The organism is Streptomyces sp. STR69, assembly GCF_024519455.1.
In the GTDB taxonomy this organism is placed as follows: domain Bacteria; phylum Actinomycetota; class Actinomycetes; order Streptomycetales; family Streptomycetaceae; genus Streptomyces.
Map to the genome: position 1 here is coordinate 1 of NZ_JALJRY010000026.1, position 17,532 is coordinate 17,532.

Annotated in this window: 9 protein-coding genes and 1 tRNA gene; 9 read left to right on the forward strand and 1 reads right to left on the reverse strand. The window is 68.7% G+C overall.

What is annotated here, in order from left to right; all coding sequences use genetic code 11:
- The first annotated feature begins 160 nt into the window (after positions 1–160).
- Together OC490_RS36815 and OC490_RS36820 are read left to right on the forward strand one after the other, a co-directional pair.
- On the forward strand, positions 161–823 hold the full coding sequence (locus tag OC490_RS36815; protein WP_200717767.1) for a DegT/DnrJ/EryC1/StrS family aminotransferase: 663 nt from the start codon (positions 161–163) through the stop codon (positions 821–823).
- 95 nt (positions 824–918) lie between these two features.
- Positions 919–994 (forward strand) — tRNA-Thr (locus OC490_RS36820).
- A gap of 50 nt (positions 995–1,044) precedes the next feature.
- Here OC490_RS36820 and OC490_RS36825 read toward each other — a convergent pair.
- Positions 1,045–3,795, reverse strand: coding sequence for a SpoIIE family protein phosphatase (locus OC490_RS36825; RefSeq protein WP_201048126.1), 2,751 nt, complete (start codon positions 3,793–3,795; stop codon positions 1,045–1,047).
- Positions 3,796–4,179: 384 nt separating this feature from the next.
- Between OC490_RS36825 and OC490_RS36830 the strand changes: the two genes are divergently transcribed.
- The 7 genes from OC490_RS36830 (at position 4,180) to OC490_RS36860 (ending at position 17,500) form a co-directional block, all read left to right on the forward strand.
- Entirely contained in the window at positions 4,180–9,648 is a 5,469-nt protein-coding gene (locus tag OC490_RS36830) for a HAMP domain-containing protein (protein WP_262062397.1), read from the forward strand.
- A 286-nt stretch (positions 9,649–9,934) separates the two neighbouring features.
- Complete coding sequence (locus OC490_RS36835) at positions 9,935–10,618, forward strand: two-component system response regulator (protein WP_200714639.1); 684 nt, start codon at positions 9,935–9,937, stop codon at positions 10,616–10,618.
- Positions 10,619–10,741: 123 nt separating this feature from the next.
- Positions 10,742–13,447: a DNA translocase FtsK gene (locus OC490_RS36840; RefSeq protein ID WP_262062398.1), complete on the forward strand. Its 2,706-nt coding sequence runs from the start codon at positions 10,742–10,744 to the stop codon at positions 13,445–13,447.
- Positions 13,448–13,714: 267 nt separating this feature from the next.
- Entirely contained in the window at positions 13,715–14,575 is an 861-nt protein-coding gene (locus OC490_RS36845; RefSeq protein WP_262062399.1) for a helix-turn-helix domain-containing protein, read from the forward strand.
- Between the two features lie 104 nt (positions 14,576–14,679).
- A complete protein-coding gene (gene rimO / locus OC490_RS36850) occupies positions 14,680–16,152 on the forward strand; it encodes a 30S ribosomal protein S12 methylthiotransferase RimO (RefSeq protein WP_262062400.1) in 1,473 nt (490 codons plus the stop codon).
- Complete coding sequence (pgsA, locus tag OC490_RS36855; RefSeq protein WP_262062401.1) at positions 16,149–16,958, forward strand: CDP-diacylglycerol--glycerol-3-phosphate 3-phosphatidyltransferase; 810 nt, start codon at positions 16,149–16,151, stop codon at positions 16,956–16,958. Before rimO ends, pgsA begins: the two co-directional genes overlap by 4 nt.
- A complete protein-coding gene (locus tag OC490_RS36860; RefSeq protein WP_200714644.1) occupies positions 16,955–17,500 on the forward strand; it encodes a CinA family protein in 546 nt (181 codons plus the stop codon). Before pgsA ends, OC490_RS36860 begins: the two co-directional genes overlap by 4 nt.
- The last annotated feature ends 32 nt before the right edge of the window (positions 17,501–17,532 follow it).

Genomic DNA, 17,532 nt, shown 5'->3' on the forward strand with positions numbered 1-17,532 from the left:
ATGGTACTGCAGGGGGGACCCTGTGGGAGAGTAGGACGCCGCCGAACAAATATTGAAAGGGTTGGATCCTGAACTTCGGTTCGCGGTCCAACCCTTTTTTGTTGGGCGTCACTTGAAGTTCACATTGCGCAATCACCATCCGAGCATGGGTACTGCTGCAATGCTCAGGGCCGCAGGCGTCGGACTCGGTGACGAGGTCGTCGTGCCGGCGTTCGGGAACGTGGAAGTCGCCGAGGCCGTCACTCTCGCGGGTGGGCTGCCGGTGTTCGCCGACATAGATCCGGTGACCTACTGCCTCGACGCGTCCGCTGTCGAAGCGGCCGTAACTCCGCGTACCGCGGCGATAGTTGTCGTACATCGCTTCGGTCGGTCTGCTGATGTCGCGCGGTTGCTCGGTGTCGGGCAGCGGCATGGGCTGCTGGTGCTGCAGCAGGGGGAGTCCGAGGCGCCGTACGACGAGGTGGCTCAGCGGCGGGAGCGGGCTTCCTATCTTGATGCGAAGTTGCGTGGGGTGCGGACGCCCGATGGTGGGGACGGGCACACCTACCAGCAGTACGTCGTGCGGGTGCCGGGGAACGGGCGGCCGGATCGGGATGCCTTCGCTCGGGCCGTGCGCGGTAGGGGAGTTGAGTGCCGGGTGCCGGTGAAGACTCCGGTGCATAGGCTGCCGGAATTCCGGCGGTGCGTGGCTCTGCCCGAGACCGAACGGGCTGCGGACGAGACGCTCGCGCTGCCGGTGGACGCCTCGTTGACCAAGCGGGAGATGCAGCGGATCGTGTCCGCGTGCAACGCGCTCGGGGGACTGTTGCAGCCCGCTTTCTGACCGAGTCGGAGTCGGGCTGCGGTGGTTGGGCGCACGGGCCTGTTCGGGGTATGATTCTTTTCGTCGCCGCGAGGGAAACCTTGGGAAAGCGACAGGCCCTCTTAGCTCAGTCGGTAGAGCGTCTCCATGGTAAGGAGAAGGTCAACGGTTCGATTCCGTTAGAGGGCTCCAGTAGTTGAAAGGCCCCGCCCAATTGGGCGGGGCCTTTCGCGTGTTCGGGGTCAGTCCTTCTGGAGGCCCGGGACCCGCATGGCGAGGATGGCCATGTCGTCGGACGGGGCGTCCGACGCGAATCGTTCGACCGCGCGCATGATGCGGGCCGCGACTGCGCCGGCCGTCAGGCCCGTGCAGGTGGTGAGGACGTCGGTGAGGCCGTCGTCGCCCAACATGCGGGTGCCTTCGCGGCGTTCCGTGACGCCGTCCGTGACGCACAGGAGGACGTCGCCGGGGTCGAGGGTGACTGTCTGCTCGTAGAGCTCCAGGTCGTCCATGACGCCGAGGAGGGGCTGGGGTTCGGCGGCCGGTTCGACTGTGCCGTCCTGGCGTAGGCGGAGCGGGAGGGGGTGGCCGGCGCAGACGACCTTCAGCTTGGCGCTGCCGTCCTCCTGGGGCCACAACTCGCCGTAGAGGAGGGTCAGGAAGCGGCTGCGGGCGCCCTCGTCGAGGATCGCGGAGTTGAGGCGCTCCAGGACGGCGGGGCCGCCGAAACCCTCTCTGGCGAGCAGGCGGAGGGCGTGGCGGGCCAGGCCGGTGACCGCCGCTGCCTCGGGGCCGGTGCCGCAGACGTCGCCGATGGCGAAGCCGTAGACGCCGTCGCGGATGGGGAACAAGTCGTAGAAGTCGCCGCCGACTTCGTTGCCCTCGCCGGCCGCGCGGTAGATGACCTCGACCTCTACGCCCTCGATGTGCGGGAGGTCGGGGGGCAGGAGGCTGCGCTGGAGGGACTGGCTGATGGCCGTGCGCTCCGAGTACAGGCGGGCGTTGTCGAGGGCGAGGGCGGCTCGGCGGCTCAAGTCCTCGGCCAGTTCCAGGATTTCCTGGCGGAAGTGTTCGTCGGTGGGCTTGCCGAGGGTCAGCATGCCGATGACGCGGTTGCGGGCGACCAGGGGGAGGACCACTGTTTCGCCGCCGACTGCCGAGGCAGTGGCGAGAGTTGGGCCGATGCCCGAGCTGACGCGGCGGGTCGGTTCGCCGAGGCCGAGGCTGCGCATGGAGGTGCGCAGGGCCGCCTGGTGGGCGGCCTCGGCGGGGGCGGCCCAGACGCGGGCGCCGGGGGTGGGTACCGGGTCCGGAGGCGCGATCTTCGAGAGCAACGACTTGATGCCGTCGATGAGTTCCTCGTCCTCGTGCAGGACGTACGAGAGGTACGGGTCCGAGGCCTGGTCGGCGATCGTGTAGACCGCGCACCAGGTGGCCAGGGTCGGGACCGTCATCTGGGCCATCAGGGCCAGGGTTTGATCGCGATCCAGGGTGCCGGCGAGGAGGTCGGAGGCCTCGACCAGGAAGCTGAGTGAGCCGCGGCGCAGGCGTTCCAGTTCGCCCAGGCGGGCCGACTCGACCGCCAACGCGATGCGGTCGGCGGCGAATTGGAGCCGTAGCGCTTCTTCGTTCGAATACTTGTTGGGGCCTTCGGCGGCGACTCCCAGGGAGCCGGTGAGGCGGCCTTCCACCTTCAGGGGGACGGTGACGACCGAGCGCATTCCGGTGCCGCTGAGGAGCGGTACGGCGCCCGGGACGGCCTGGAGGTCCTCGTGGACGGCCGGCATGCGGGCTGAGCCGTAGCGGCCGGGGCCCGCTTCGACGGGCACGCGCGCGAAGCGTTGGCGTGCGGAGGGCAGGCCGGTGGAGGCGCGGACCTCCAACTCCGTTTCGTCGTCGGTCGCGAGGAGGAGGAAGGCGGAGTCTCCGTCGAGCATGTCGCGGGCGCGCTCGACCGTGCGCTGGAGGAGGCCGTCGAGGTCGTCCGGCGCGGGGGAGCCGATGAACACCTCGAAGGGGTCGGTGTTCTGGCCGTCCGGGGTGGACGCCGCGTCGGGGGCGGGGCCGCGCAACGGGGTCTGCAGAACCGCGCGTTCGTGGTCCCTCACCAGAAGGCACACGGTTGACGGCTCGCCGCCGGTGTCGCGGACGCGGAGGTGGGAGGCGTACACGGGGATCACGCGGCCGTCGGCGCCGCGGATGCCGTAACTGCCCTCCCATCGGGAGAGACGCAGTGCCTCGGCGATGCCGGTGCTGGTGCCCGGGGTGTGCGGCCAGGCCGCGAGGTCGGTCAGGGGCTTGCCGGTAACCTGCTCGGGGGCGTAGCCGAAGAGTTCCTCGGCGTCCTCGTTCCAGGACGCGATGGAGCCCGTACGGTCGATCTGGACGACCGCGACGCGGACCCTGCCGTCGGCGAGCGGGAGGAGGGCGGCCGGCAGGGACGGGCCGGCCGCGCGGGTGCCCACCGGGCGGGCGGGGAGGTCGAGTTGGAACCAGACCAGTTTCTGCGTGGGGGTGTAGTCGACGCCCCAGCGGCTGGCCAGGGCCGCGCACAGCTGGAGGCCTCGGCCGCCCTCGCGGTCCGGGCTGCTCATGGTGATCGCGGCCCCCTGGAGGGGGATCTCGCGCTCCGGATAGTGGTCGGCGACCTCGATCCGCACACCGTCGTCACTCCGTAGGCACAGAACATCCGCAGCTGTGCCCGCGTGGACCACGGCGTTGGTCACCAGCTCGCTGGTGAGGACCACGGCGTCGTCGACGATGTCGGCGAAGCCCCAGCCCTGCAGGGTGTCGCGGACGAACGACCGCGCGGTGGCGACCGATCGTCCGGCGGGCTCGAAGCTGGCTGCCGCGCGCGCGGTGATCACAGAACTCCTCGGCCTGTTGTCGGCGGGCAGGGGCCCATGGCCGATCGGCGCCTGCCGGGGCAACGGCTGGTTCCCGGTCGGCGGGGGATCCTGGGGCGTTCCTCCAGGATGCAGTCCGGTGGTCATGGTGCGGTGCCCCTCCGATGCCTGCCCGCTCGTGCTCGTGCCACCGCCCAGGCCGGACGGAACCGGCGCGGCTGGACAGCCGCATGCAAGGTTACTTACCTTCACCGTCCATGCGGATGCCGGTCCGCAGTGTTTCCGTCCTCAGGGTGTGCGGACCGTGTGCGAAGCTGCCGAACTGTTATGGCCTGGTTCAGGCAGGGTGAAACACTGGGCAGGATTCTGGTGACGGTCCGGGCAGGCCGGGTGTCTTCTGTGTACTGCGGGCAGCAGGCCTTGTTGAAGGCCGGTAAACCGGGCAGAGATACGCGGCAGTGACTGATACGCCGAGCAGTAGCACCCAGCACAGCAGTAGCAGCAACGGTCGACCCCTGCGGGAGGGACACAGTGGAGTCTGGCGCAGCGACGCGGGCCACCAGGACGCGCGCGAAAGGCGGACAGTCCCTGAAGGACCAGCGCAAACCGCGCAATGGGACCACGGAAGTGGACGCGGCCTCCTTGGACCGGCTGCTGACCGCTCTGGTCGCCATGCGGGACGGGAACTTCCGCAAGCGGCTCACGGTGTCCGGCGACGGCGTGATGTCGGAGATCGCCGCCGTGTTCAACGAGGTGGCCGACCGTAATCTGCACCTCACGGGTGAGCTGTCGCGGGTGCGGCGCATGGTGGGACGTGAGGGAAAGCTCACGGAGCGGCTGGAGGCGGGCGCCTACGAGGGTTCCTGGGCGACCGCCATCGACGCCTCCAACGCGCTCGTGGACGACCTCGTACGGCCCGTCTCAGAGGTCGGACGGGTGCTCTCCGCGGTGGCGGAGGGTGATCTGTCGCCGCGCATGGAGCTGCGGACGCAGGCGCAGGACGACGGGAACGGGCATCCGCTGCGCGGGGAGTTCCTGAAGGTCGGGCGGACGGTCAACAATCTGGTCGACCAGCTGTCGACGTTCACCGACGAGGTCACCCGCGTGGCCAGTGAGGTGGGCACCGAGGGCAAGCTGGGCGGGCAGGCACGCGTGCGTGGCATGTCCGGCTCCTGGAAGGACCTCACGGAGTCCGTCAACACGATGGCGTATCGGCTGACGGCCCAGGTGCGGGACATCGCGCTGGTGACCACGGCGGTTGCCAAGGGTGACCTGTCGCGGAAGGTCACCGTCCATGTCGCCGGCGAGATGCTGGAGTTGAAGAACACCGTCAACACGATGGTGGACCAGCTGTCGTCGTTCTCCTCCGAGGTGACGCGAGTCGCCCGCGAGGTGGGCACCGAGGGCGAGTTGGGCGGCCAGGCGCAGGTGCCGGGTGTGGCCGGGGTGTGGAAGGACCTCACCGACTCGGTCAACATCATGGCCGGCAACCTGACGGCCCAGGTGCGCGGGATCGCCCAGGTGACGACGGCTGTCGCCAACGGTGACCTGTCGCAGAAGGTGACCGTGTCGGCGCGGGGCGAGGTCGCCCAGCTCGCCGAGACGATCAACCAGATGACCGAGACGCTGCGCACCTTCGCGGACGAGGTCACGCGCGTGGCCAACGAGGTCGGCGCCGAGGGGCAGCTCGGCGGGCAGGCGAACGTGCCGGGTGCGGCGGGGACGTGGAAGGACCTCACCGACTCGGTGAACACGGTCTTCCGGAACCTGACGATCCAGGTGCGGGACATCGCCGCCGTGACGACCGCCGTGGCCAGTGGTGACCTGTCCCAGAAGGTCACCGTGAACGTGGCCGGCGAGATGCTGGAGCTGAAGAACACCGTCAACGGGATGGTTGATCAACTGTCCTCGTTCGGTGCCGAGGTCACGCGCGTGGCGCGCGAGATCGGTGTCGAGGGCGAGTTGGGCGGCCAGGCGCAGGTGCCGGGCGCGGCCGGTACATGGAAGGACTTGACCGACTCGGTCAACACTGCATTCCGCAACCTCACCGGCCAGGTGCGCAACATCGCCCAGGTGACGACGGCCGTGGCCAACGGCGATCTGTCGCAGAAGGTCACCGTCGATGTCTCCGGCGAGATGCTTCAGTTGAAAAACACCGTCAACACGATGGTCGACCAACTGTCGTCGTTCGCCGACCAGGTGACCCGCATGGCCCGTGACGTGGGCACCGAGGGCCGGCTCGGCGGCCAGGCGCGCGTGGACGGCGTCTCGGGCACCTGGAAGGAACTCACCGACTCCGTCAACTCGATGGCCGGGAACCTGACCTCCCAGGTGCGCAACATCGCCCAGGTGACGACGGCGGTGGCCCAGGGCGACCTGTCCCAGAAGATCGACGTGGACGCGCGCGGGGAGATCCTGGAGCTGAAGAACACCATCAACACGATGGTTGATCAACTCTCCGCGTTCGCCGACCAGGTGACCCGGGTGGCCCGCGATGTGGGCACGGAGGGCCGGCTCGGCGGACAGGCGCAGGTGCCCGGTGTCGCCGGTGTGTGGCGCGACCTGACCGACTCGGTGAACGGCATGGCCGGCAACCTCACCGCCCAGGTGCGCAACATCGCGCAGGTCGCGACCGCGGTGGCCCGGGGTGACCTGTCCCAGAAGATCACCGTGGACGCGCGCGGCGAGATCCTGGAGCTGAAGAACACCCTGAACACGATGGTGGACCAGCTGTCCTCGTTCGCCGAGGAGGTCACGCGCGTGGCCCGCGAGGTGGGCACCGAGGGGCAGTTGGGCGGTCAGGCCGAGGTGCAGGGTGTCTCCGGCACCTGGAAGGACCTCACCCAGTCGGTGAACTTCATGGCGAACAACCTGACCATCCAGGTGCGCCAGATCGCCGAGGTCACGACCGCCGTCGCCAAGGGCGACCTGTCCAAGAAGATCACTGTTGACGCGAAGGGCGAGATCCTTGAGCTCGTCACGACGGTCAACACCATGGTTGATCAACTCTCGTCGTTCGCCGAGCAGGTGACCCGGGTGGCCCGTGAGGTGGGCACCGAGGGCATCCTTGGCGGCCAGGCGCACGTACCGGGCATCACCGGCATCTGGAAGGACCTCAGCGGCAACGTCAACCTGATGGCCAACAACCTGACCATGCAGGTGCGGAACATCTCCCAGGTCGCGGCGGCCGTCGCCAACGGCGACCTGACCCGGACGGTGACGATCGAGGCGCGCGGCGAGGTCCAGCAGCTCGCCGACACCTTCAACACCATGGTGAAGACGCTGAGTTCGTTCGCCGACCAGGTCACCAAGGTGGCCCGCGAGGTGGGCACGGACGGCATCCTGGGCGGCCAGGCGCATGTGCCGGGGGTGGCGGGTACCTGGAAGGACCTCACCGACTCGGTGAACGGCATGGCGTCCAACCTGACCGGCCAGGTGCGCAACATCGCGATGGTCACCACGGCCATCGCCAAGGGTGACTTGACCAAGAAGATCGACATTGACGCCCGCGGCGAGATCCTGGAACTCAAGACGACGATCAACACCATGGTTGATCAGCTGTCCAGTTTCGCCGAGGAGGTCACCCGCGTGGCCCGCGAGGTGGGCACGGAGGGCCAGCTCGGCGGCCAGGCACGCGTGCGTGACGTCGACGGCACCTGGCGCGACCTCACCGAGTCGGTGAACGAGATGGCCGGGAACCTGACCCGCCAGGTGCGTGCCATCGCGCGCGTGGCGACCGCGGTGACCCGGGGCGACCTGAACCTGAAGATCGACGTGGACGCGTCCGGGGAGATCCAGGAACTCCAGGACTACATCAACAAGATGATCGCCAACCTGCGCGACACCACGATCGCCAACAAGGAGCAGGACTGGCTCAAGGGCAACCTCGCCCGCATCTCGGCGCTGATGCAGGGCCGCCGCGACCTGGACGACGTCGCCTCGCTGATCATGAGCGAACTGACACCGGTGGTCTCCGCACAGCACGGCGCGTTCTTCCTCGCGCTGCCCCTGGCGGACGCGGAGGGCGAGGAGGCGTACGAACTGCGCATGCTCGGGTCCTACGGCTACTCCATGGGCTCCATGCCGACGTCGTTCAGGCCCGGTGAGGCGCTCATCGGGACGGCCGCCCAGGAGCGGCGCACGATCCTCGTGGAGAACGCGCCCAGCGGCTATCTGAAGATCTCCTCGGGGCTCGGAGAAGCACCGCCCGCGCAGGTGATCGTGCTGCCGGTGCTGTTCGAGGGGAAGGTGCTCGGCGTCATCGAGCTGGCCTCCTTCACGCCCTTCACCCAGATCCAGAAGGACTTCCTCAACCAGATCGCCGAGATGATCGCGACCAGCGTCAACACCATCTCCGTCAACACCAAGACGGAGCTGCTGCTGAAACAGTCCCAGGAGCTGACCGAGCAACTCCAGGAGCGGTCGGACGAGTTGGAGAACCGGCAGAAGGCACTCCAGTCGTCCAACGCCGAACTGGAGGAGAAGGCCGAGCTGTTGGCCCAGCAGAACCGGGACATCGAGGTCAAGAACACCGAGATCGAGGAGGCCCGGCAGGTCCTGGAGGAGCGCGCCGAGCAGCTCGCCGTATCGATGCGCTACAAGAGCGAGTTCCTCGCCAACATGTCGCACGAGCTGCGCACACCGCTCAACTCGCTGCTGATCCTGGCCAAGTTGCTCGCCGACAACGCGGAGGGGAACCTCTCCCCGAAGCAGGTCGAGTTCGCCGAGACGATCCACGGCGCGGGGTCCGACCTGCTCCAGCTGATCAACGACATCCTCGACCTGTCGAAGGTCGAGGCAGGCAAGATGGACGTCTCACCGACGCGCATCGCGCTCGTCCAACTCGTCGACTACGTAGAGGCCACTTTCCGTCCGCTGACCGCGGAGAAGGGCCTCGACCTGTCCGTACGGGTGTCGCCGGAACTCCCCGCCACGCTCCACACCGACGAGCAGCGGCTGCTCCAGGTGCTGCGCAACCTGCTGTCCAACGCGGTGAAGTTCACCGACTCCGGAGCGGTCGAACTGGTCATCCGGCCGGCCGGCGCGGATGTGCCGGTGGCGATCCGGGAGCAGCTCCTGGAGGCCGGTTCGCTGCGTGACGCGGACGCCGACCTGATCGCGTTCTCGGTGACCGACACCGGGATCGGGATCGCGGGCAGCAAGATGCGGGTCATCTTCGAGGCGTTCAAGCAGGCGGACGGTACGACCAGTCGCAAGTACGGCGGTACCGGCCTCGGGTTGTCGATCTCCCGGGAGATCGCGCAGCTGCTCGGCGGTGAGATCTTCGCGCAGAGCGAACCGGGACGGGGTTCGACGTTCACGCTGTATTTGCCGCTGCACCCGAGCGAACTGCCCCCGCAGGGCTACCAGCAGCTGCCCGCACTGGAGGCGGGCGATCTCGTGGCGTCGTCCGCAGCGGAACTCGCCGAGCTGTCGGAGCGGAGCGAGGTGGACATCGAGACGCCGGCCGAGGTGAAGTCGTACCACGAGACGCAGAACGGTGCCGCCGCGCTCTTCAGGAGGCGTCGTAGGGCCGTCGAGCAGTCCGCCCTGCTGGGGCAGACCGTACGGGACCAGTGGGCGTCCGAGGAGGCTGCGCCCCCATCGCGCCAGGGGATCCGGTTCAACGGGGAGAAGGTGCTGATCGTCGACGACGACATCCGCAACGTCTTCGCGCTGACGAGTGTCCTGGAGCAGCACGGGCTGTCCGTGCTGTACGCGGAGAACGGCCGTGAGGGCATCGAAGTCCTGGAGCAGCACGACGATGTGACGGTCGTTCTGATGGACATCATGATGCCCGAGATGGACGGATACGCGACGACGACGGCGGTCCGCAGGATGCCGCAGTTCGCCGGGCTGCCGATCATCGCGCTGACCGCGAAGGCGATGAAGGGCGACCGGGAGAAGGCGATCGAGTCCGGCGCCTCGGACTACGTCACCAAGCCGGTCGATCCCGATCACCTGTTGTCGGTGATGGAGCAGTGGATGCGTCCGGAGTGACGGAAACGACCGGACCTGACGGGAAAGCAGTGGGAACGGTGCGGGGAACGTTCGGCGTGCACGGGGAGTTGCTGACTCACTGTGTCCGAAGCCGTGTAGAAGCACGGGATTCGGGGAACCTTCTGGTCTCCCGCTACGTTTCTGCTTCGTGCACAGTGACATCGCGGTGACAGGGTGTGGCGACAGGCGGGGTGCGGCTACCATGACCGGCACAAGGACGGGCGGCGCAAGAGAGTCGTCCTCTGGGGCGGCGCCCGGTGCACATCCGGGGCGAGGAGGGCGGGCCATGGTGCAGAAGGCCAAGATCCTCCTGGTCGATGACCGGCCGGAGAATCTGCTGGCGCTGGAGGCCATCCTCTCTGCGCTCGATCAGACACTGGTTCGGGCATCGTCCGGGGAGGAAGCGCTCAAAGCACTGCTCACGGACGACTTCGCGGTCATTCTGCTGGACGTCCAGATGCCAGGCATGGACGGTTTCGAAACCGCCGCGCACATCAAGCGACGGGAGCGGACCCGGGACATCCCGATCATCTTCCTCACCGCGATCAACCACGGCCCGCACCACACCTTCCGGGGTTACGCGGCGGGCGCGGTCGACTACATCTCCAAGCCGTTCGATCCGTGGGTGCTGCGCGCGAAGGTCTCGGTCTTCGTCGAGCTGTACATGAAGAACTGCCAACTGCGGGAGCAGGCAGCCCTGTTGCGGCTCCAGTTGGAGGGCGGGGGCAAGCCCGCGGTCGGTGCGGCCAAGGAACCGGCCGGACTGCTCGCCGAGCTGTCGGCGCGGCTCGCGGCCGTCGAGGAGCAGGCGGAGGCGCTGTCCAAGCAACTCGACGACGAGTCGGCGGACGCGGCGGCCGTGGCCACCGCGGCCCATCTCGAACGCAAACTCACCGGGCTGCGCCGGGCACTCGACGCCCTGGAGCCGGGCACCGGCACCGGAGCACCTTCGCTCCCGTCGCAGAACTGACGTCCGCCGCGGGCGCAGTTGTGCGTGAGTGGGCGTCAGTTCCCCGTCCCGTACGGGCGACACGAACGGGTGAAGCAGTGGGCACACGTGTCCCCTGCGCTCTCCACAGGTAACCTCACACCTATGGCCTCACGTCCCTCCGCAGCCAAGAAGCAGCCCGCCAAGAGGGCTGCTCCGGCGAAGGCTCCGGCGAAGAAGGCCGCCGCGAAAAGGGCTCCGGCGAAGAAGGCGGTCGCCAAGAAGACCGCCCGCCCGGCGCCCAAGCCCGCGCCCAGCCCGACCGGTGGCATCGTCAAACTCGTGCGCGCCATCTGGCTGGGCACCGCGCACGCCGTCGGCGCCGTGTTCCGCGGCATAGGGCAGGGTGCGAAGAACTTGGACCCGGCCCACCGCAAGGACGGCGTCGCGCTGCTCCTGTTCGGCCTCGCGCTGATCGTCGCCGCCGGCACCTGGGCCGACCTGCGCGGCCCGGTCGGCGACCTCGTCGAGATCCTGGTGACGGGCGCCTTCGGCCGGCTCGACCTGCTCGTGCCGATACTGCTCGCGGTGATCGCCGTGCGCTTCATCCGGCACCCGGAGAAGCCCGAGGCCAACGGCCGCATCGTGATCGGCCTCTCCGCGCTCGTCATCGGCGTCCTCGGTCAGGTCCACATCGCCTGCGGCGCGCCCGCCCGCAGCGACGGCATGCAGGCGATAAGGGACGCCGGCGGCCTGATCGGCTGGGGCGTGGCGACCCCGCTGACGTACACGATGGGCGAGGTGCTCGCCGTACCCCTGCTCGTGCTGCTCACGATCTTCGGGCTGCTGGTCGTCACGGCCACGCCCGTCAACGCCATCCCGCAGCGCCTGCGGCTGCTCGGGGTGAAGCTGGGCATCGTCCACGACCCCGAGGACGAGGACGAGTTCGGCGAGGACGACGAGCGCTACGACGAGCAGTGGCGCGAGGCCCTGCCCGCGCGCCCCCGCAGGCGCGGGAGCGACCCCGAGGCGTACGACCCCGACAGCGCGGAGCAGGAGGCCCTCACCAGGCGCCGGAGCCGCCCCCGGCGTTCCGCGGTGCCCCAGCCCGACATGCACCGCCCCATGGACGCCGTGGACGTCGCAGCGGCCGCCGCAGCCGCGCTCGACGGGGCCGTCCTGCACGGCATGCCGCCCTCGCCGATCGTCGCCGACCTCACCCAGGGCGTACGGGTGGGAGGCGACCGCGAGGACACCACCCCGACGCCCGTCCCGGCCCCCGCCGCGCGCCCCAAGCAGGAGAAGCTCAAAGGCGAGGTCATGGACCTCACGAAGGCGCCCCCGGAGGAGGTCCGCGACCTCCCGCCGCGCGCCGAACAGCTCCAGCTCTCCGGCGACATCACATACTCGCTGCCCTCACTCGACCTCCTCACGCGCGGAGGCCCCGGCAAGGCACGCAGCGCCGCGAACGACGCCGTGGTCGCCTCCCTGACGAACGTCTTCTCCGAGTTCAAGGTCGACGCCGCCGTCACCGGCTTCACGCGCGGGCCCACGGTCACGCGCTACGAGGTCGAACTCGGCCCGGCCGTCAAGGTGGAGCGGATCACCGCTCTCACGAAGAACATCGCCTACGCCGTCGCCAGCCCCGATGTGCGGATCATCAGCCCGATCCCCGGCAAGTCCGCGGTCGGCATCGAGATCCCGAACACGGACCGGGAGATGGTCAACGTAGGAGATGTCCTGCGCCTCGCGGACGCCGCCGAGGACGACCACCCGATGCTCGTGGCGCTCGGCAAGGACGTCGAGGGCGGCTACGTCATGGCCAACATGGCGAAGATGCCGCACATCCTGGTGGCCGGTGCCACCGGCTCCGGCAAGTCGTCCTGCATCAACTGCCTGATCACGTCGATCATGTGCCGCGCGACCCCCGAGGACGTCCGCATGGTCCTCGTCGACCCCAAGCGCGTCGAACTGACCGCCTACGAAGGCATCCCGCACCTGATCACGCCCATCATCACCAACCCGAAGCGGGCCGCCGAGGCGCTCCAGTGGGTCGTACGCGAGATGGACCTCAGGTATGACGACCTCGCTGCCTTCGGGTACCGGCACATCGACGACTTCAACCAGGCGATCCGCGACGGAAAGCTGAAGACTCCGGACGGCAGTGAGCGGGAGCTCAAGACCTATCCGTACCTCCTGGTGATCGTCGACGAGCTCGCCGACCTGATGATGGTCGCGCCGAGGGACGTCGAGGACTCGATCGTGCGCATCACGCAGCTCGCGCGTGCGGCCGGCATCCACCTGGTGCTCGCGACACAGCGCCCCTCCGTGGACGTCGTCACCGGTCTGATCAAGGCGAACGTGCCCTCCAGGCTCGCGTTCGCCACCTCCTCGCTCGCCGACTCCCGGGTCATCCTCGACCAGCCCGGCGCGGAGAAACTGATCGGCAAGGGCGACGGGCTCTACCTGCCGATGGGTCAGAACAAGCCCACCCGTATGCAGGGCGCCTTCGTCACCGAGGACGAGATCCACGCCGTCGTACAGCACTGCAAGGACCAGATGACCCCGGTCTTCCGGGAGGACGTCACCGTCGGCACCAAGCAGAAGAAGGAGATCGACGAGGACATCGGCGACGACCTCGATCTGCTGTGCCAGGCGGCCGAGCTGGTCGTGTCCACGCAGTTCGGGTCCACCTCGATGCTCCAGCGCAAGCTGCGCGTCGGCTTCGCCAAGGCCGGGCGGCTCATGGACCTCATGGAGTCCCGGGGCATCGTCGGACCCAGTGAGGGGTCCAAGGCCCGAGACGTCCTTGTGAAGGGCGACGAGCTGGACGGCGTGCTCGCGGTGATCCGCGGGGAGTCCGAGGGCTAGGAGCGGGTAGGCGGTTCCCCGAGGGGGTGCGACCGGCCGTGACTCACCCGTTAGAGATCGTCGGGCAACCGTTTCCCTTTGCCGTACGTCAAGTTGAGCGAGAGGACAGATGGGGCTCCCACCATGGGGTCCGTGTCTGGCCCGCCATCGGCCTGTCCGGCCATACCGATGGCGTACAAAGTCCCACCGCCCGGTTGCCCCACCCTTTCATACCCCCCCTAGACTGAACCTCCAGCACAGGCGGCTACACGCTCGAAAGGCGCCCCCGTGTCCATCGGCAACTCCCCTCAAGACGAGCGTCCGTTCGAAGACGGTCGCTCCGAAGACGGTCATGAGGAAGCAGCCCGCCCTTCCGTCGGCCGAGCCCTGCAGCAGGCACGTATCGCCGCCGGGCTGACCGTCGACGACGTCAGCAGTGTCACCCGCGTCCGCATCGCCATCGTGCACGCCATCGAAGCCGACGACTTCACGCCCTGCGGCGGTGACGTCTACGCCCGCGGGCACATCCGGACCCTCGCCAGGGCCGTACACATCGATCCCGCCCCGCTCCTCGCGCGCTACGACGACGATCACGGCGGACGCCCGGCCCCGACGCCGGCGGCACCTCTCTTCGAGGCGGAACGTATCCGTCCGGAGCGGCGGGGCCCCAACTGGACCGCGGCCATGGTCGCCGCGATCGTCGCCGTGGTCGGCTTCGTCGGATTCACCGCCTTCAAGGGCGGCGACAGCGACACCGACGCCAAGTCGCAGGTCGCCCAGGGAGCTTCGCCCAGCGCCAGCAAACCCGCCAAGCCGACGCCCTCGAACACCGATTCCGCCGCCCCCAAGTCCGACCCCTCCGACAGTGCCATCGCCGCCGCGCCGCAGGACAAGGTGACGGTCCAGGTGACCGCGGTCGACGGCCGCAGCTGGATCTCCGCCAAGAACCACAACGGCCGGATGCTCTTCGACGGACTCCTCAAGAAGGGCGAGTCCAAGACCTTCCAGGACAGCTCGAAGGTCAACCTGATCCTCGGCGACGCCGGCGCGATCCAGCTCTACGTCAACGGCAAGAAGATCGAGGACGACTTCCAGCCCGGAGCAGTGGAGCGTCTCACGTACACGAAGGGCGACCCCGAGGTCGGATGAGCGGACCGGTAAACGGTCCTACGGGGTGACTGTTCAAGGGGTTGGCCAAGATCGGCCAACCCCTTCGACGTGGGGTGTCAGTGGGACGAAGTAGTCTTGAGCCCATGCCTGAACGCCGTACCGTCGCACTCGTCACTCTTGGCTGCGCCCGTAACGAGGTGGACTCGGAGGAGCTCGCAGGCCGCTTGGAGGCGGACGGCTGGCAACTCGTGGAGGACGCCGAGGACGCGGACGTCGCCGTCGTCAACACCTGTGGCTTCGTCGAGGCCGCCAAGAAGGACTCCGTGGACGCCCTCCTGGAGGCCAACGACCTCAAGGGTCACGGCAGAACGCAGGCCGTCGTGGCGGTGGGCTGCATGGCCGAGCGATACGGCAAGGAACTCGCCGAGGCGCTCCCCGAGGCCGACGGAGTGCTCGGCTTCGACGACTACGCCGACATCTCCGACCGCCTGCAGACCATCCTGAACGGCGGCATCCACGCCTCGCACACCCCGCGCGACCGCCGCAAACTGCTGCCGATCAGCCCCGCCGAGCGGCAGGAGTCCGCCGCCGACGTCGCGCTGCCCGGCCACGGCCCGGTCGACCTCCCGGACGGCCTCGCGCCCGCCTCGGGCCCCCGCGCGCCCCTGCGCCGCCGCCTGGACGGCTCCCCGGTCGCCTCGGTGAAGCTCGCCTCCGGCTGCGACCGGCGCTGCTCCTTCTGCGCCATCCCGTCCTTCCGCGGTTCCTTCATCTCCCGCCGTCCGAGCGACGTCCTGAACGAGACGCGCTGGCTGGCCGAGCAGGGCGTCAAGGAGGTCATGCTGGTCTCCGAGAACAACACGTCCTACGGCAAGGACCTGGGCGACATCCGCCTCCTGGAGACGCTGCTGCCCGAGCTGGCGGACATCGACGGCCTGGAGCGCGTGCGCGTGAGCTACCTCCAGCCGGCCGAGATGCGCCCCGGCCTCATCGACGTGCTCACCTCCACGCCTAAGGTCGCGCCCTACTTCGACCTGTCCTTCCAGCACTCCGCGCCCGATGTGCTGCGCTCCATGCGCCGCTTCGGCGACACCGACCGCTTCCTCGAACTGCTCGACACCATCCGCTCCAAGGCCCCGCAGGCCGGCGTGCGCTCGAACTTCATCGTCGGCTTCCCCGGCGAGACCGAGGCCGACCTCGCCGAACTGGAGCGCTTCCTGAACGGCGCCCGCCTGGACGCCATCGGCGTCTTCGGCTACTCCGACGAGGAGGGCACGGAGGCGGCGACGTACGACAAGAAGCTCGACCAGGACGTCGTCGACGCGCGGCTCGCGCACATCTCGCGGCTCGCCGAGGAACTCGTCTCGCAGCGCGCCGAGGAGCGCGTCGGCGAGACCGTGCACGTGCTGGTGGAGTCGGTGGACTCCGAGGACGGCGCCTACGGCCGCGGCGAGCACCAGGCGCCGGAGACGGACGGCCAGGTGCTCCTCACGAGCGGCGAAGGCCTGAGCGTCGGCCGTATGGTCGAGGCGAAGGTGGTCGGTACGGAAGGTGTCGACCTGGTGGCCGAGCCGCTCCTGGGCTCGCTCGCGTGTAGTGAGGAGGCGGGCAGATGACCGGAGTCCCGGCATCGGCGGCGGGCGGCACCTCCAGCGCGAACGGCGCGCCCGCAAGCGCGGGTTCCGGTGCGGCCTCCGGTGGCGCCCCTTCCGGCGCGATGTCGGGCAGTGTCTCGGGTGGCACCCCGTCCGGTGCTGTCCCGGCCGGCGCCTCCGGTGTGCCCGGTGGCCCGAGGCCGGCGCGCGGTGCGAAGGTCGTCGCCGCCGCCGTCAACCAGGCGAGCGTCTGGAACATCGCCAACCTGCTGACCATGCTCCGGCTGTTGCTCGTCCCCGGCTTCGTCGCCCTGATGCTGGCCGACGGCGGGTACGACCCGGCGATGCGCTCGTTCGCCTGGGCGGCGTTCGCCATCGCCATGATCACTGACCTGTTCGACGGCCATCTGGCGCGCACCTACGATCTCGTCACCGACTTCGGGAAGATCGCCGACCCCATCGCCGACAAGGCGATCATGGGTGCGGCGCTGATCTGTCTGTCCTCGCTCGGCGATCTCCCGTGGTGGGTGACCGTCGTCATCCTCGGCCGGGAACTCGGGATCACGCTGCTGCGTTTTCTTGTCATCCGGTACGGCGTCATTCCCGCGTCGCGCGGCGGCAAGTTGAAGACGCTCACGCAGGGCATCGCCGTAGGGATGTATGTGCTGGCGCTCACGGGATGGCTGGCGACCCTGAGGTTCTGGGTGATGGCGGCGGCGGTCATTTTGACCGTGCTGACCGGGCTCGACTATGTGAGACAGGCCATTGTGTTGCGCAGGCAGGGAATCGCCGAGCGCAGGGCGGCGTCGGAGGAGACGGAAGCGTGAGTTCCACGGCCACTGAAGTGGTGCGACTACTGACCGTGAGCGGTGCGACGCTCGCTGTCGCCGAGTCGCTCACCGGTGGTCTGGTTGCGGCGGAGATCACATCGGTGCCCGGGGCCTCCAAGGCCTTCCGCGGTTCGGTCACCGCCTATGCCACCGAGTTGAAGCATCAGCTGCTTGGTGTCGATGCTGCCCTGCTGGCCGAGCGGGGTGCCGTAGATGCGCAGGTCGCGGCCCAGATGGCGGCCGGTGTGCGGAAGGCGCTGGGTGCCGATTGGGGCATCGCGACGACCGGCGTGGCGGGCCCGGAGCCGCAGGACGGGCAGCCCGTGGGCACCGTTTTCGTGGCCGTGGACGGCCCCTTTGGACCGGATTCGGATGCCGCCGGTGGCGGGAAAGTGGCCGCGCTGCGGTTGAACGGCGGCCGGGCGGAAATTCGTATGGAGAGTGTACGGAGCGTACTCGCGCTGCTTTTGGAGCGGCTCGTGAGCGAACAGACCGGGAATGAGCGGGCACAGGATACGGAACAGAACGGGGGGTTTTGATGTTTGCAGCCCTGAGTGAACACGACATCGCT

Coding starts and splice junctions, on each gene's coding strand:
- OC490_RS36815 (WP_200717767.1), top strand. CDS start 161: ATGCTCAGGGCCGCAGGCGTCGGACTCGGTGACGAGGTCGTCGTGCCG.
- OC490_RS36825 (WP_201048126.1), bottom strand. CDS start 3,795: ATGACCACCGGACTGCATCCTGGAGGAACGCCCCAGGATCCCCCGCCG.
- OC490_RS36835 (WP_200714639.1), top strand. CDS start 9,935: ATGGTGCAGAAGGCCAAGATCCTCCTGGTCGATGACCGGCCGGAGAAT.
- OC490_RS36840 (WP_262062398.1), top strand. CDS start 10,742: ATGGCCTCACGTCCCTCCGCAGCCAAGAAGCAGCCCGCCAAGAGGGCT.
- rimO (WP_262062400.1), top strand. CDS start 14,680: ATGCCTGAACGCCGTACCGTCGCACTCGTCACTCTTGGCTGCGCCCGT.
- pgsA (WP_262062401.1), top strand. CDS start 16,149: ATGACCGGAGTCCCGGCATCGGCGGCGGGCGGCACCTCCAGCGCGAAC.